Annotated in this window: 12 protein-coding genes; 1 reads left to right on the top strand and 11 read right to left on the bottom strand. The window is 74.9% G+C overall.

Features of this window, described 5'->3' with window-relative positions; genetic code table 11:
• Positions 1-33: 33 nt before the first annotated feature.
• The 6 genes from GWJ10_RS14065 to GWJ10_RS14040 all read right to left on the bottom strand — a co-directional run bounded on the left by GWJ10_RS14065 (position 34) and on the right by GWJ10_RS14040 (position 8,297).
• The gene (locus tag GWJ10_RS14065) at positions 34-1,011 is read right to left on the bottom strand and encodes a carbohydrate ABC transporter permease (protein WP_228485058.1); all 978 of its coding nucleotides are present in this window, start codon (positions 1,009-1,011) and stop codon (positions 34-36) included.
• Positions 1,001-1,888 (bottom strand): sugar ABC transporter permease, encoded by an 888-nt coding sequence (locus GWJ10_RS14060; RefSeq protein ID WP_241005818.1) that lies wholly within the window; start codon positions 1,886-1,888, stop codon positions 1,001-1,003. Before GWJ10_RS14060 ends, GWJ10_RS14065 begins: the two co-directional genes overlap by 11 nt.
• A 2-nt stretch (positions 1,889-1,890) precedes the next feature.
• Positions 1,891-3,237, bottom strand: a complete 1,347-nt coding sequence (locus GWJ10_RS14055) for a sugar ABC transporter substrate-binding protein (protein WP_163188128.1) — start codon at positions 3,235-3,237, stop codon at positions 1,891-1,893.
• A gap of 54 nt (positions 3,238-3,291) precedes the next feature.
• Positions 3,292-4,923 carry an FAD-dependent oxidoreductase gene (locus GWJ10_RS14050; RefSeq protein ID WP_163188126.1) on the bottom strand — a complete coding sequence of 544 codons (1,632 nt, stop codon included), beginning with the start codon at positions 4,921-4,923 and terminating at the stop codon, positions 3,292-3,294.
• A gap of 48 nt (positions 4,924-4,971) precedes the next feature.
• Positions 4,972-6,060 (bottom strand): LacI family DNA-binding transcriptional regulator, encoded by a 1,089-nt coding sequence (locus GWJ10_RS14045; RefSeq protein WP_163188124.1) that lies wholly within the window; start codon positions 6,058-6,060, stop codon positions 4,972-4,974.
• 248 nt (positions 6,061-6,308) lie between these two features.
• Complete coding sequence (locus GWJ10_RS14040; RefSeq protein ID WP_163188122.1) at positions 6,309-8,297, bottom strand: DUF1349 domain-containing protein; 1,989 nt, start codon at positions 8,295-8,297, stop codon at positions 6,309-6,311.
• Between the two features lie 259 nt (positions 8,298-8,556).
• On the opposite strand from GWJ10_RS14040, the gene GWJ10_RS14035 reads away from it, so the two are divergent.
• Entirely contained in the window at positions 8,557-9,579 is a 1,023-nt protein-coding gene (locus tag GWJ10_RS14035; protein WP_163188120.1) for an acetylxylan esterase, read from the top strand.
• A gap of 20 nt (positions 9,580-9,599) precedes the next feature.
• On the opposite strand, the gene GWJ10_RS14030 is transcribed toward GWJ10_RS14035, so the two are convergent.
• From GWJ10_RS14030 to GWJ10_RS14010, 5 genes are all read right to left on the bottom strand, one after another.
• Positions 9,600-10,013, bottom strand: coding sequence for a hypothetical protein (locus tag GWJ10_RS14030; RefSeq protein ID WP_163188118.1), 414 nt, complete (start codon positions 10,011-10,013; stop codon positions 9,600-9,602).
• Between the two features lie 58 nt (positions 10,014-10,071).
• Complete coding sequence (locus GWJ10_RS14025; RefSeq protein ID WP_081600140.1) at positions 10,072-11,022, bottom strand: 4-(cytidine 5'-diphospho)-2-C-methyl-D-erythritol kinase; 951 nt, start codon at positions 11,020-11,022, stop codon at positions 10,072-10,074.
• Complete coding sequence (rsmA, locus tag GWJ10_RS14020) at positions 11,019-11,960, bottom strand: 16S rRNA (adenine(1518)-N(6)/adenine(1519)-N(6))-dimethyltransferase RsmA (protein WP_163188116.1); 942 nt, start codon at positions 11,958-11,960, stop codon at positions 11,019-11,021. The genes GWJ10_RS14025 and rsmA overlap by 4 nt, the downstream gene beginning before the upstream one ends.
• A gap of 132 nt (positions 11,961-12,092) precedes the next feature.
• On the bottom strand, positions 12,093-13,544 hold the full coding sequence (locus GWJ10_RS20020) for a resuscitation-promoting factor (protein ID WP_277394954.1): 1,452 nt from the start codon (positions 13,542-13,544) through the stop codon (positions 12,093-12,095).
• Between the two features lie 341 nt (positions 13,545-13,885).
• A complete protein-coding gene (locus tag GWJ10_RS14010) occupies positions 13,886-14,875 on the bottom strand; it encodes a WYL domain-containing protein (protein ID WP_163188114.1) in 990 nt (329 codons plus the stop codon).
• Between the last annotated feature and the right edge of the window lie 28 nt (positions 14,876-14,903).

The following is a 14,903-nucleotide window of genomic DNA, read 5'->3' as shown; positions in this document are numbered from 1 at the left end:
CACGACTGTCCCCCGCACCCACGGGAGGGGCGGTCAGCCCTTGAGGCCGGTGTGCGCGAGGCCCTGGACGAACTGCTTCTGGGCGACGAGGAACACCGCGAGGACCGGCAGCACGGTGAGCGTCGTCGCGGCGAGCTGGACGTTCCACATCGGGCCGCCGTAGGCGTCGACGTACTGCGTGAGCGCCTGCGGGAGCGTGAACCGGTCCTTGCTGGACAGGTACACGATCGGCTCGAGGTAAAGGTTCCACGACTTGAGGAACGTGAAGATCGCGACGGCCGAGATCGCCGAGCGCGACAGCGGGAACGCGATCCGCCAGAAGATCCCCCACCGCCCGAGGCCGTCCATGCGCCCCGCCTCCTCGAGCTCGCCGGGGAGCCCGAGGAAGAACTGGCGCATGATGAACGTCGCGAGGACGCTCGGCGCCCCGAGGATCGGGATGACCACGAGCGGCCAGTGCGTGTCGATGAGCCCGAGCGAGTTGACCATCCGGAACAGCGGGACGATCGTCACCTCCGACGGCACGAGCAGCCCGACGAGCACGAGCAGGAACAGCGCGTTCGCCCCGGGGAACCGGATGCGCGCGAAGGCGTACCCGGCCATCGAGGCCACGAGGATCGTCCCGACCGTCACGACCACGGCGATGTAGAGGCTGTTCCAGTACTGCTGCGCGAACGGCTGCAGCCGGAACACCTCGCCGTAGGCCGCGAACGACGGGTCCTGGGGCCAGAGCGTCGGCACGGCCCGCAGGATCTCGCTCATCGGCTTGAGGCTCGACGTCGCCATCCACCACGTCGGGAAGACGAACGGCACGCTGAGCACCACGAGGAGCGCCACGAGCGCCGCGCGCCCCCAGCGGCGGCGCGTGCGCGCGCTCCCCGTGCGGCGCGCGGGCCGTCCGCCGCGGGTCGCCGCGCCGTCGGCGCCGCCCGTGCCCGACGCCGCAGGCCGGGCCGGGCCGTCGTCCGCGCCCGGGAGCGTGGCCGGGCCGGGCATCACGTCAGACTTCATGGAAGACCCACCTCTTGCGCGTCTGCCACTGCACGAGTGTCAGGACGAGGACGATGACGAACAGCAGGACGGAGATCGCGCTCGCGTAGCCGAAGTCGTTGAACCGGAACGCCTGCTGGTACAGGTAGTAGACGAGCACGGTGGTCGAGTTCCCCGGCCCCCCGCCCGTGAGCACGGCGATCTGCGCGAACACCTCGAGCGAGCCCACGATCGTGAGGATCGAGACCAGCAGGACGGTCGGGCTGATGAGCGGGAGCGTGATCGACCGGAACCGGCGCCACGCGCCCGCGCCGTCGATGCGCGCGGCCTCCTGGATCTCCTCGGGCACCCCCTGCAGGGCCGCGAGGAACAGGATCATGTTGAGGCCCACGTTCTTGAAGACCTGCACGACGATCACCGAGAGCATCGCCGTCGTCTCCCCGCGCAGCCAGTTCGGGCCGCCGACGCCGAGCAGCGACAGGAACCCGTTGATGCCGCCGTCCGCCTGGAGCAGGAAGCTCCACACGATCGTCCACGCCACGAGGGACACGACGACGGGCGAGAAGAAGAACGTGCGGAACGTCGTCGTGCCGGGGAGCCGCTGGTTGAGCAGCACCGCGAGGACGAGCGCGAGCGAGATGTTGAGCACGACGAGCCCGACCGAGAACCACAGGCTCGCGAGGAGCGAGTCCCGCAGACCGGGGTCGGCGAGCATCCGCTCGTAGTTGTCGGCGCCCGCGAACGTGAACGTGTTCGCGAGGACGTTCCACTCGTGCAGCGAGTACCAGACGACGGCGACCAGCGGCGCGACGACGAACGCGAGCGCGCCGAGCACGGCGGGCGCGACCATGGTGTAGCCCACGGCCGCGTCCCGTCGTGCGAGTGCGGAGGACGCCACGCTCAGTCCCCGAGCAGGGGCTGGATCGCCGCGCACGTGTCGGCGAGGACGCCCTCGATGTCCGCGTCGGCGGTCCACAGCGCGTCGAGCTGGGCGCGCACCGTGTCCTGCAGCTTGGCGAAGTTCTGGTGCGACGGCTTCGTCACGGCGCCCTGGATGCCGTCGACGACGACCGCCTGGAGCTGCTCCTCGCTGAGCTTCGGGTTGGCGGCCCCGAGCGTCTCGGCGGTGAGCAGCGACTCGCGCGGCGGCGGGAAGTACGCGGCGAGCGTCTCGGCGTTCTCCGGGTTGGTGAACCACGCGAGGAAGTCGGCCGCGACGTCGGGGTGCTCCCCGGCCGCGAAGACGCCGATGCCGGCCTGGCCGATGACGTTCTGCTGGCCCGCCGGGCCCGCCGGGAGCGGCACGACGTCCCACCCGAACGAGTCGTCGAGCGACGACGCGCGGCTGATCTGCGTGATCGTCATGGCGGAGTCGCCCGCGAAGAAGTCGGCCGTCGTGCCGGGACCGGGCAGCGCCTTGTCGACGAACGTCGCGTCGTGGATCCACGTGAGCGCGTCGACCATCTCGGGGTCGGTGAACGTGCACTGCGTGCCGTCCTCGCTCCACGGCGTCGCGTCCCAGCCGTCCCAGATCGTCGACAGGTTCTCCCAGACCTTGTAGTCGAAGTCGCGCACCACGAGGCCCTGCTTGCCCGACGTCGCGGCGGCCGCCGCCGCGATCTCGCGGACCTGGTCGTAGGTCCAGTCGCCCGACGCGACGAGGTCGGCCGGGTTCGGCTGGCCCGCCGCGGCGACCTGGTCGGTGTTGACGAACAGCGCGAACGGCGAGTTGGAGAACGGGTAGGCGTAGAGGCCGCCGTCCTTCTCCCACAGCGCGAGCGACGAGTCGAGCAGGTCGTCGTACGCGTACCCCTCGGTCTCCTGCAGCTTCGGGCCGACGTCGACGAGCGCGCCGCTCGCCACGAACTCGGGCGCGTAGCTCTCGAGGATCCACGCGAGGTCCGGCGCGTTGCCGCCCGCGAGCTGCGTCGTGAGGGACGTCGTGTAGTCCTCGAACGGGATGGTCTCGAACGTCACGCCGGACACGAGGTCGGGGTTCTCCGCGACGTACGCGTCGGCGATCTCCTGGAACTGCGCGAGCTGCGTCTCGTCGGCCGTCCAGACGGTCATGCGCAGCTCGACCGGCTCGCTCGGGGTGCTCGGCTCGCCCGCGACGTCGTCGCCGCCGCCGGAGCACGCGGTGAGGACGAGGGCGAGCGCGACGCCGCCGGCGGCCAGGGGTGCGCCGACGAGGCGGCGGCGGCGCGGGGCGGACCGAGGGGCCGACCGTGGGGTGAGGGGGTTCATCAGTTCTCCTTCGGACTGAGGGTGGGCGGGGGTGCCGGGCGCGGGGAGCCCGGGTCAGTAGGGGTGGGCCTCGGCGGGCCAGCGCAGCTCGACGCCCGCCCGGACGAGCTCGTCCTGGTAGTCGGCGAGGAGGTCGGCCTTCGACTGGACGGCGTGCGGCGTGCGGCCGGTCGCGAGGCAGTGGGCCGCGAGGTGGCCGGCGGCCTCGCCGACGTTCCACTCGACCGGGTGCAGGCGGTAGCAGCCGTTGGTGATGTGCGTCGTGCCGATGTTCTTGTTGGCGGCGAGCAGGTTGGTCACGCGCTGCGGCAGCAGGGCCCCGAGCGGGATCTCGAACGGCGTCGACGCCACGTCGATGTACGTGTCGCCGCCCGTCGAGGGGTGCAGGTCGATCCGGTACATGCCGACGCCGACCGAGTCGTCGTAGCGCGTCGCGCCGCGGTCGCCGCGCACGGCGTACGAGACGTCGTTCTCCGTCACCGTCGTCACGGCGCGCAGGCGGCGGGACTCGCGGTGGTAGGCCGCCTGGGCGAGCCCGTCGGGCGAGCCCATGACGTCGGGTCGCAGACGCAGGCCGGGGAAGCCGGTCCCGCCGTCGGCGCGCGGCGCCTCGGTCTGCATCCAGTAGAGCATCGAGAGGCTGAGCTGCCGGGCGTCGGCGATCCGGGCCTCCTCCACGTCGCGCGGCACGTCGAGCACGGGCTCGAGGAAGTAGTCGATGCTCGGCCAGTTCACGAGGCACAGGTCGCTCGCGTAGTGGCCCGGCGCGAAGAGGTCGCGGGCCGCGATGCGCCGGAACGTCCAGAGGTTGCCGTCGCCGGGGTTCTTCGACTGGTCGGCGTCGACGGCGCGCGGGTCGTCGCCCGGGTTCGGGGTGAACGACCGCACGTCCATCGCGAGCGTGCGCGGGTTGGGCGCCTCCCACGACAGCATCCGGCGCCCGTTCCACGGGCCGGGGGTGTACGTACTCCAGAAGTCGTAGCGCTCGGGGCGGTCGATCGTGTGGTCGCCGTCCACGTGCTCGACGGCGAAGCACACGCTGAGGGCCTGCACGTTGTCGGGCTGCGCCTCGTCCGGCGCGCTCGGCTCCCCGGTCTCGCGGTTCGACTCGAACCCGGTGACGTACTCGGTGCCGGTCAGCGGCAGGAGCTCGCCCGTCTCGGTCGCGTCGACGACGAACGCCGCGTGGACCGTCACGGCCGCGCCCGCGCCGTCGGCGGTGACCGGGGTGAGCGTCACGGAGGTGACGCGGTCGCCGTCGGTGGTGGCCGCCGTCGGGCGCACGCGCTCGAGCAGGCGGATGCGGCCCGCGGACCGCCACGGGGCGAGCATCTCCTCGAGCACGCCCACCGCGACGCGCGGCTCGTGGCACAGCTTGGAGACCCAGCCCGCGCCGGGGTTGAGGGCGTCCCACGTGCGGGCGGCGTCGGTGAGCGGGTAGGAGCGGCGGTACACGTCGCGGATGCCGTCGCGCAGCGCGCGGTAGCGCGCGGTCACGCCGAACCGCTCGACCCACGGGCTCTCGTCCGGCGGTACCGCCTGGGACGTGAGCTGGCCGCCGATCCACGGGTGCTCCTCGGTGAGGACGACGCGGGCGCCGCGCTCCGCCGCCGCGAGCGCGGCGGCCACGCCGCCGAGCCCGCCGCCGACGACGAGGACGTCTGCCTGGAGGTCTGCATGGGTCACGCTGGGGTTTCCGTTTCTCTGGTGCTCGGTGGTGCGGTCTGAGGTCGGTCAGGCGGGCGCGACGACGCCCGACGGCGCGGCGACGGTCTCGCCGTCGACGTCCACGCACTCGAGGAGCTGGTGGAGCTCGTCCTCCGGGACGGCGACGGCGCGCGACGACCGGCGGTCCGAGCGGCCCGAGCCGGACTCGGCCGCGACGAGGCGGGACAGCAGCACGAGGGCGCGCGCGCCCATCTCCTCGCGCGGGATGGAGAAGCCCGACCAGCGGCGCCCGCCCGGGCGCCCGTGGTGCGGCTGGCCGAGCAGGAGCACGGAGACGTCCGCCGGCACGCGCACGCCCCGGTCCTCGAGCTCGTCGACGAGCTCCTCCGGGGAGTTCTCGGGTGCCACGACGACGGCGGTGAGCCGCTGGTCCACGATCTCGGCCGCCGTCGCGGGCACGTCGTCCAGCTCGACGAACCGGACGGTCAGGCCGTGCGCCTTCATCGTCGCGCGGTAGGCGTCGACGCGGTCGAGCGTCGGCTGGTCGGTGCCGCGGGGCCCGACGTACCCGATGCGCTCGTGCCCGAGCTCGACGAGCCGCTCGACCTGGCGCGCGGTCGCCGCGACGTAGTCGGCGCCGACGTAGGGCAGGCGTCCGCCGTCGCTGCCGCGCTTGCCGATGAAGACGAAGGGGTAGTTGGTGTCGAGCAGGTGCTGGAGCTCGCCGCGGTCCTCGTGCTGGCCGAGCAGCAGGCAGCCGTCGGCGATCCCGAGGCGCTGCCAGCCGTCGCGCGTGAGGCGGCGGCGCCCGTCGACGACGCGCGCGCTCGTGAACAGCAGGATGTCGATGCCGAGCTTCTCGGCCGCGTGCTCGATCCCGACGAGGAACGGCCCGTAGAAGTCGCGACCGGAGCGCGGGAACGTCGCCTCGTAGGTGAAGACGCCGAGGATCTGGTTGCGCCCGCCCGCGAGACGCTGCGCGACGGGGTTCGCCGAGTAGCCCGTGATCCGGATCGCGTCGAGCACGCGCTGGCGCGTCTCCTCGCTGATCCGCACCCCCGCGGGCGTGGAGTCGTTCAGCACGAACGAGACCGTCGCCTGGCTGACGCCCGCCATGGCGGCGACGTCGGCCTGGGTGATGCGGTGCCTCGGCATGGATCCTCCTCGATCACGTCGTCGATGACGTGGAAGGAGTCTCGCCAGGCCGGGCCCGGCCGGTCAACGAGGTAATACGCATTATTACGCCGGGACCCGCGCGGCTCCGCGGGTGGGCGGGCGCCGGGTGATCCGCATAATGCCCCGGTCGTCGCCGTGGCCGGGCGTGCGGCGCGGGACGCACGACGGGCCCGGGGCCGCACCGTGGTGCGTCCCCGGGCCCGTCGCCCCCCTGCTCGCGCGGCGCGCTATCCGCAGGTCAGCGCGCCGTACGGCGCGGTCGTCGTGCCCCGCCCGACGCCGTCCGCCCCCACGACCTCGACCGTCGCCTCCCCCGCCGCGACCGTCGTGGCCCGCGTCGCGAACGACTGGTACGCGCTGCGCCCGGGCGCGACGTCGGCCACGGTGCGCTCGCCGAACGGCGTCGCGAGCCGGACCGCCACCGCGTCGTCGCCCGCCGGGCGCGCCGTCACGGCCACGTACGCGCGGCCCGCGAGGCACCGCGTGACGGCCTCGACCTCGACCGCGGGCTCGTCGTCGCACGCCGCCGCCTCCTGGGCGGTCGGCGTCCAGCGGAACCAGTCGAACGACGCGACGATCTCCGGCGGCGTCGCCGAGCCGCGCATCGCGAACGGGCCGACGCCGGTCGCCCGGAGCGCCTCCACGTCCACCGTGCGGCCCCACGGCGCGAACTCGACGCCGTCGACCGACACCGACGCCTGCACGGCGGTCCCGTCGCTCGTCAGGCGCAGCCAGAAGGTGTCGCCGAGGCCCGCCGGCGGGACGACCGAGTCGAAGCCCGTGTTGCGGTCCGTGCCGTTCTGGCGCCAGATGAACTCGACCCGCGGGCCGAGCGACCCGTGCACCAGGTCGAGCTTCGCGTAGTTCGCGTCGTCGCGGTACAGCAGGAGTCCGCCCTGCTGGAACCGCTCGGTCGGGGACACGGAGACGGCCGTCGTGACCTCCCACGACCCGGCGGGCACGGCCTGGAGCGGCAGCGCGGCGCCCGCGACGCCGGTCGGGTACGCCGGGACGCGCAGCGCGCCGTCCACGAGCTCGTGCCGGGCCGTCCCCGGCCGGACCACGGTCCAGCGCGCCGGGTCGAGCGTCGTGCCGTCGAACTCGTCGGACGCCGCGCCGCTGCACCGCTCGCGCAGCGGGTCGGGGTCCTGGCCCGGCTCGGGGGGCCGCACGGCGTCGGGGTCGCGCTGCGCCCACGCGATCGTCGCGCCCAGGCGGTCGCCGGACTCGTAGAAGAGGTACGTCTCGTCGCCGTCGGTGACGATCTCCGGGGCTGCGACCCGACCCGTGTCGTCGCCCACGCCGCTCGCGCGGTGCAGCTCCCAGCGCGGGCCGACCTGCGTCATCGTCGGGTCGAGCGTGCGGGCGAACGTGATGCCCGTGGAGCCGTGGTAGATCACGTAGAGCTGACCGTCCCACTCCCACAGGTTGCCGCCGGACACGTTGGTGCCGGTCGCGGCGTCGGGCACGACGAGCGGGTCCGGCCGCACGACCCAGGTCTTGCCGTCGACCGACTCGGCCACCTTGATCCGCCGGATGTTGTCGGTCCGGTTCTGCATGTACGTCATGGCGAACCGGTAGCCGGACGACGGGTCCGGGTGCTCGACGACGCGCGCGTACGACGTCTCCGTGGTCCCCGCGCCGCCGTCGGCGTTCGTCAGGGCGACGCCGGAGTCGTCGAACGCGAGCCCGTCGGGCGACGTCGCCCAGCGCGTCGTGGAGTTCTCGCCGTGGAAGTACAGGAGCACCTGGTCCGTCGCGTCGTCCCACAGGACGTCGGGCGACGAGACGTGCGAGACGCGCTCGTAGAACGGCAGCCACTCGTCCGCGACGATCGGGTTGTGCGCGTACTCCGTCCATGGGCCCTCGAGCGAGTCGGCGTACATGACCGAGATGCCGCCCGGGGAGTCGTGCGGGGCGTAGTAGAGGTACCACTCCCCCAGCGGGTCGTCGAGGTACGCGCCCGCGTGGAAGACGCTCGGGAAGATGAACTCGTCCGTCGGGTTGTAGAGCATCGACTCCTTGTCGGTGACCACGCCGCGGTACTCGAACACGGGCAGGTCGGACGCGGACGGGCCGTCGGTCGTCGCTCCGGTCGTCGCCCCGGTCGAGGTGGCGGCCGTGGCCGCGGGCGGCGGTCCCGCGGCGAGGGCTGTCGCGGGGACGACCGCCCCGGCGGCGAGGACCGCCGTCAGGGTGGCGACCGCCGTCGCCACGGCGCGCGGTCTGCGGCGTGGTGCTGCTGCTCGGGTTCTCACAGGGGACCTCCGTCGGTTCCTCGCCGGCGGCGTCGTCGCCGCCGGGCGCCACGTCGAGACGTGGGCTGGTGGCAGTGTCGCCGGAGGGGCGCGGGGCAGGTCAAAGGGATGATGCGCATTATTAGCGTGGCTCACGGTGCGCCGGGCCGCGACGCTAGAGTCGTCCCGACCGCACCTGAACGTCGGACATCAGACGTATTGACCGGAGGATCGCCCCGTGCCGCTCTTCGACCTGCCCCTCGCCGAGCTCGAGACCTACGCCCCCGCGCTCGACGAGCCCGCCGACCTCGACGCCTTCTGGGCGCGGACCCTCGCGGAGTCGCGCGAGGCGGGCGGGGACCCGGCCGGGACGATGCGGCTGGAGCGTGTGGAGACCGGCCTCGACCTGGTCGTGGTCGACGACGTGACGTTCCCCGGGTTCGCCGGCCAGCCCGTCAAGGCGTGGCTCGTGCGGCCCGCCGAGGCTGCCCGCGCCGCCGCGGCCGGCGACGGCGCCCCGCTGCCCGCGGTCGTCGAGTTCCTCGGCTACGGCGGCGGCCGCGGGCTGCCCCACGAGCACCTCGCATGGGCGAACGCCGGGTACGCGCACCTCGTCGTCGACACGCGCGGCCAGGGCAGCCAGTGGGGCAGCGGCGGCGGCACGCCCGACCCGGCCGGGTCGGGGCCGGCCGTCCCGGGCGTCCTCACGCGCGGCATCGAGGACCCGCACGACCACTACTACCGCCGCGTCTTCACCGACGGCGTGCGGGCGGTCGACGCCGTGCGCTCGGTGCCCGGCGTCGACCCCGAGCGCGTCGCCGTGCACGGCGTGAGCCAGGGCGGCGGCATCGCCATCGCCGTCGCGGGCCTCGCCGACGGGCTCGTCGCGGCCCTCCCCGACGTCCCGTTCCTGTGCCACTACCGCCGCGCCGTCGAGATCACGGACCGCGACCCGTACCGCGAGCTCACGCGCTACCTCGCCGTCCACCGCGACGCGGAGGAGACCGTGTTCCGCACGCTGTCCTACCTCGACGGGGCGGTGCTCGGCCGCCGCGCCACCGCGCCGGCGCTGTTCTCCGTCGCGCTCATGGACCAGGTCTGCCCGCCGTCCACCGTCTACGCGGCGTACAACGGCTGGGGTGCGGCCGCCGGGGCGGCTCCCGGCGCCGAGCGCGCGATCGACGTCTACCGCTACAACGAGCACGAGGGCGGCCAGGGCTACCGCTTCGCCCGTCAGCTCGCCTGGCTGCGCGACCGCTAGACCGCCTGGCTGCGAGACCGCTAGACCGCCGGGCCGCGCGACCGCGAGGTCGCGCCGCCCGGCGCGGCGCGCAACCGGCGCAGCGCGACCGCCTGGGAGCCCGCGAACAGCCCGACGTCCGCCGCGACCGCGAGGACGGCGAGCAGCACGAGGACGCCCGCCGTCGTCGCCGAGAACGCGGCGACGGCAGCGGCGGCCACGACGTTCGCGACCATGACCGTCCGCAGGGCGGCGCGCAGCGGCAGCCGCGCGCTCATCCAGACGACGGCACCCGCCCACACCACGACCGCCACCCCGAGCCCCGCGAGGACCGGGACCGGCACCCGCAGCGCGGGTGCCCACGACGGCGCGAGGGCGGCGACCACGACGCCGAGCGCGAGGCAGTACGCGGCGTCGAGCCGCAGGCTGAGCAGTCCGAGCCGTTCCCCCACCATGTCGGCGAGCCTACGCGCTCGGCCGCCTGCCGGGGCGTACCGCCGCCCGGGCAGGGGGTCAGTGCGCGACGACGCGCGCGCCCGCCGCGGGGGCCGTGGTGCACCACACGGTGTCGCACGCGTCGTTCGCGGTCCACGAGGCCGCGATCGCGAGCGCGTGCTGGCGGCTGCGGGCCAGCGCGGCGACGGTCGGGCCGGAGCCGGACACGATCGCGCCGAGCGCGCCGGCCTCCGTCGCGACGTCGATCGTCCGCTGGAGCTCGGGCCGCAGCGCGAGCGCCGGGCCCTGGAGGTCGTTGCGCAGCACCTGCCCGAGCCCGACGGCGTCGCCCGCGCGCAGGGCCTGCATGAGCGCGGTGTCCTCCGCGAGGTCCAGCTCGGCGGGCCCGCCCACGGTCTCGTCGAAGGTGCGGTAGACCTGCGCGGTCGACAGGCCCTCGGCCTGGACCGCGAACACCCAGTGGAACTCCCCGCGCGTCATCGCGGGGGTGAGCACGTCGCCGCGCCCCGTCCCGACGGCGGTGTGCCCGACGAGCCCGAACGCGACGTCGGCCCCGAGCCCCGCGGCGAGGCGGACGAGCTCGGCGCGCGGCACGCCCGCGTCCCACAGCGCGTCGCACGCGACGAGCGCGGCGGCGGCGTCGGCCGACCCGCCGGCCATGCCGCCCGCGACGGGGACCTCCTTGTGGATCTCCAGCCGCACGTCCGGGTCGAGCCCCACGTGCTCCGCGAGCGCGACCGCGGCGCGCCACGCGAGGTTCGTCTCGTCGGTCGGCACGGCGTCCGCCTGGAGGCCCGAGACGCTGAGCGAGACCCCGGAGCCGGGCGGCACCTGGTGCGCGACGACGTCCTCGCTGAGCCCGACGGCCTGGAAGATCGTCACGAGCGGGTGGTAGCCGTCGTCCTGCACCGCCCCGACGCGCAGCGAGAGGTTGACCTTGCCGGGCGCGCGCACGCGGACGGACGGGGGCGGCGCGAGGGAGATGCTCGGCGGGCGCGGGGGTGTCACGCGTCCACTGTGCCAGGTCGGCCGGTGGGTCGCTCCGCGGCGGGGGCGGCGCCGCGCGCGGGACGGTCGGCGAGCCCGACGCGGCGGACGAGCTGCTCGGCGACGCGCGCGAACGCTTCGACGTCGAGCACCTCGCCGCGCGCCTGCGGGTCGACGTCCGCGGCCTCCAGCACCTCGGCCGCGACGCTGGCGGAGCCCGCCAGACCGGACAGCGCCGAGCGCAGCATCTTCCGGCGCTGCGCGAACGCGGCGTCCACGACGGCGAAGACCTGCTCGCGGGTCGCGGCGGTGGCGGGCGGCTCGCGGCGGTCGAGCGCGACGAGGGCCGAGTCGACGTTGGGGACGGGCCAGAACACGGAGCGCCCGATCGTGCCCGCGCGCCGCGCGTCGGCGTACCAGGCGGCCTTGACCGACGGCACGCCGTACGTGCGCGACCCGGGGGGCGCGGCGAGCCGGTCCGCGACCTCCGCCTGCACCATGACGAGCACGCGCTCGAGCGAGTCGAAGCGCTCGAGGAACGTGAGCAGCACGGGCACCGCGACGTTGTACGGGAGGTTCGCGACGAGCGCGGTGGGAGGCTCGCCGGGCAGCGACGTGACCTCGAGCGCGTCGGCGCCCACGACCTCGAGCCGGTCGCCGACGTCGGGCACGTGCGTCGCGACCGTGTCCGGGAGCTGCCGCGCGAGGACGGGGTCGATCTCGACCGCGACGACGCTCGCGCCGGCCTCGAGCAGCCCGAGGGTCAGCGAGCCGAGCCCGGGCCCGACCTCGACGACGCGCTCGCCCGGGCGGACGTCCGCCGCGCGCACGATCTTGCGGACGGTGCCGCCGTCGTGCACGAAGTTCTGGCCGAGGGTCTTCGTGGGGCGGACGCCGAGACGCCCCGCCAGGTCACGGATCTCGGCCGGACCCAGCAGGGCGCCTCGGGTATCGCTCATGGGACGCAAGCCTACCGACCCGGCGCCGACCGGCCCTCGCCGGGGACGACGAAGGGCGGGACGCCGTGCGCCCCGCCCTTCGTCGTCGTCCACCGGTCCGCCCTCAGGCGGCCGGGTGCGTGCCGTGCCGGCTCAGAGGAGCCCGAGCTTGCGCGCGCACGCGGGCCACTGGCCCCAGCCCGAACGGGCCTGGAGCGCCTGGGCACGCTGCGTCTGCTCGGCCGCCGAGGCCTCCGACGGGAGGCCGGAGCCGCCCATCGCCCGCCACGTGGAGAGCGAGAACTGGTACAGGCCGTAGTAGCCGTTACCGGTGTTCGTCGCGGGGTTGCCCCCGGACTCGCACTGCGCGAGCGCGGACCAGACCCCTGCCGGGGCCGACCCGAGGTCGGCAGCCGGTGCGGGCGCCGGGGCGGACGAACCGCCCGACGAGGAGCCGCCCGACGACGAGGACGACGAGCGCTGCGGCGCCGCCGGCTTGGGCTCCGGCTTGGGGCGCTCCTTGGTGCCCTGCACGAGGATCTTGTTCACCGGCGGCGTCGTGACGCCCTCGGAGACGAGCTCGCGGGACTCCTCCACGCCGTCGACCGTCGTGACGCGGTGCACGGTCGTGTGGACGCCCTCGGCGCCCTCCTGCTTGACGACCGGGTCGAGGTCCTTGAAGCGGTCGGCGTCCTCCTCGGTGACCGTCTCGAACGGGACGGCCGCCTCGGTGGGCACCTCCTCGACCTTGACGCGCTGCACGACGAGCGAGACGGGCGCGGCGTCCGCCGCGGCCTCGGTGTCCTCGGACGTCGCGGCGGCGGCCGGCTCCTCGGTGGCGGCCGCGTCGGCGGCGGGCGCCTCGGCCGGGGCCGCGGCGGCCTGGGCCGCCTCGACCTGCTCGGTCTTCTCGACGTGGACGCGGTCGAGCTCGCCGAGCTGGACGCCCTGCTGGTCGAGGATCGCGTCGATGCCGATGCTGCCGTCGGGGGCGACCTTGGTCTCGCCGTCGACGACGACGTTCACGGGGCCGTCCGCGTCGAGGCGGATCGGGAGGGAGGCGCGCTCGCCGGAGCGCGACGCCACGAGGCGCACGTCGCTGCCGCGCGAGGCGAGGGTCGTGAGGGCCTCGTCCGCGTCGAGCGACGTGAGCCACACGGAGGACTGGGAGCCGTCGACCTGCACGGGCACCTCGCGCCCGTAGCGCACGACGACGTCGCCGCCGCCGCGCAGGGCGGAGTCGACGTCCGGGACGACGAGGTCGCGGTCGCCCACGGCGACGTCCTGCTCGGCGAGCAGGCCCTCGACCGAGCCGGCGAAGGTCGTGACGGTGGTGATCTGGCCGTCGACGTCGAGCTCGACGGTCTTGCGCGCCTGGCCGTAGGCGACGGCACCGGTCGCGAGGAGCACGACGGTGGTCGCGCCGGCGACGAGCGGCCAGCGGCGGCGACGGTGCGCGGTGGTGGTCGCGGGGCTCTGGGGGCTCTCCGCGAGGGTCTCGGTGGTGTCGGGGGTGATGTCGGCGCCCTCGGGGGCGCCGGCCGCGTCAGCGGTCCGGTGGAAGGGGTTCTTCACTCGGGTCCAGTCGTCGTGCGTCCCGGGCACGGAGGCTCGACGGCGCGTGGCACCACCCGTGGCCCACGGCGGACTGACGTCCTCCGCGGCGGGCGCACACGTGCGACCACGGGTCTCGAGCGGCCGATCCGGCTGCCGGCGCCACCCTCGGCACCCCTTCCCCAGGGCCCGTCGACGGCGCACCGCTCGCGTCGGTCCGGGCACGTCCCGCCGGTCCGGGTGGACCGTCGGAGCACGCCGTTCACGCGCGAGCGACGATCGACCGTAACCGATCTGTTATCGAAGTCCAACCCCTGGGGGGATACGCTGGCGAGTTCTGTCCGGATTTCGGCGTGAATGTCGTGCGCTCTCCACGAGTCCCGCACGCCGCCTCACGCGCCCTCCCCCTCCCCGTGCTCGTGCCCGTGCGCGCGCCCGGCGCGCGCGCCGCGCGCCCCGAGCCGCGCCAGGACCGTCGCGAGCTCGGGCGGGTCCAGCACGGTGACGTCCACGTCCAGGCTCAGCAGGAACCCCGCGACCTGGGCGAGCGACGTGCCCCCGGTCTCGAGCACGCACGCGTCGGGGCCGTCGTCGGCGAGGGCGCCCGCGACCGGGGAGAGCCGCTCCGCCACGACGCCCGCCGGGGCGTGCAGCCGCACCCTCACGGGCCGCGCCCACGCGGCGGAGCCGACGCCCCGCACGACGTGCGCGACGGCGTCGCCGCCCGGCACGGGGCGCGGGACGAACCGCGGGCCGCCGGGCGTGCGCAGCGTCAGCCGGTCCACGCGGAAGGTGCGCCAGTCGTCCCGGTCGAGGTCGAACGCGAGCAGGTACCAGCGGCGCCCCACGTGGACGAGGCGGTGGGGCTCGACGGCGCGGGACGTCGTCGTGCCGTCGTGCGCGCGGTAGTCGAGGCGCAGCCCCGTGCGTGCGGCGACCGCCGCCGCGACGTCGGCCAGCACCTGCGCCCCGACGGCGGGCCCACCGCCGGGTGCGCTCACGACGGCGGCGCGCAGGGCGTCCGCCCGGACGCGCAGGCGGGCGGGCAGGACCGTGTCGAGCTTGACGAGCGCGCGCGCCGCGACCTCCTCGACCCCGGCGATCGACCCGGTGGCCGCGGCGCGCAGCGCGACCGCCACGACGGTCGCCTCCTCGTCGTCCAGCAGCAACGGCGGCAGCGCCGCCCCCGAGCCCAGCCGGTACCCGCCCGCGGCTCCCGGGGACGACCGCACCTCGTAGCCGAGCAGGCGCAGGCGCTCGACGTCGTTGCGCACCGTGCGGGTCGTCACGCCCAGGCGGTCGGCGAGCTCGGGCCCGGACCAGGACGCCCGCGCCGGCAGGAGCGCCAGGAGGCGCAGGAGCCGGACCGAGGTGTCGAGCACGTCCCCATCGTGCCGCACGATGCGGAAC

This window comes from Cellulosimicrobium sp. SL-1 (assembly GCF_011033075.1).
Taxonomy (GTDB): domain Bacteria; phylum Actinomycetota; class Actinomycetes; order Actinomycetales; family Cellulomonadaceae; genus Cellulosimicrobium; species Cellulosimicrobium funkei.
Note: the sequence above shows the minus strand (reverse complement) of the source record. Positions and strands in the feature narration are given on the sequence as shown.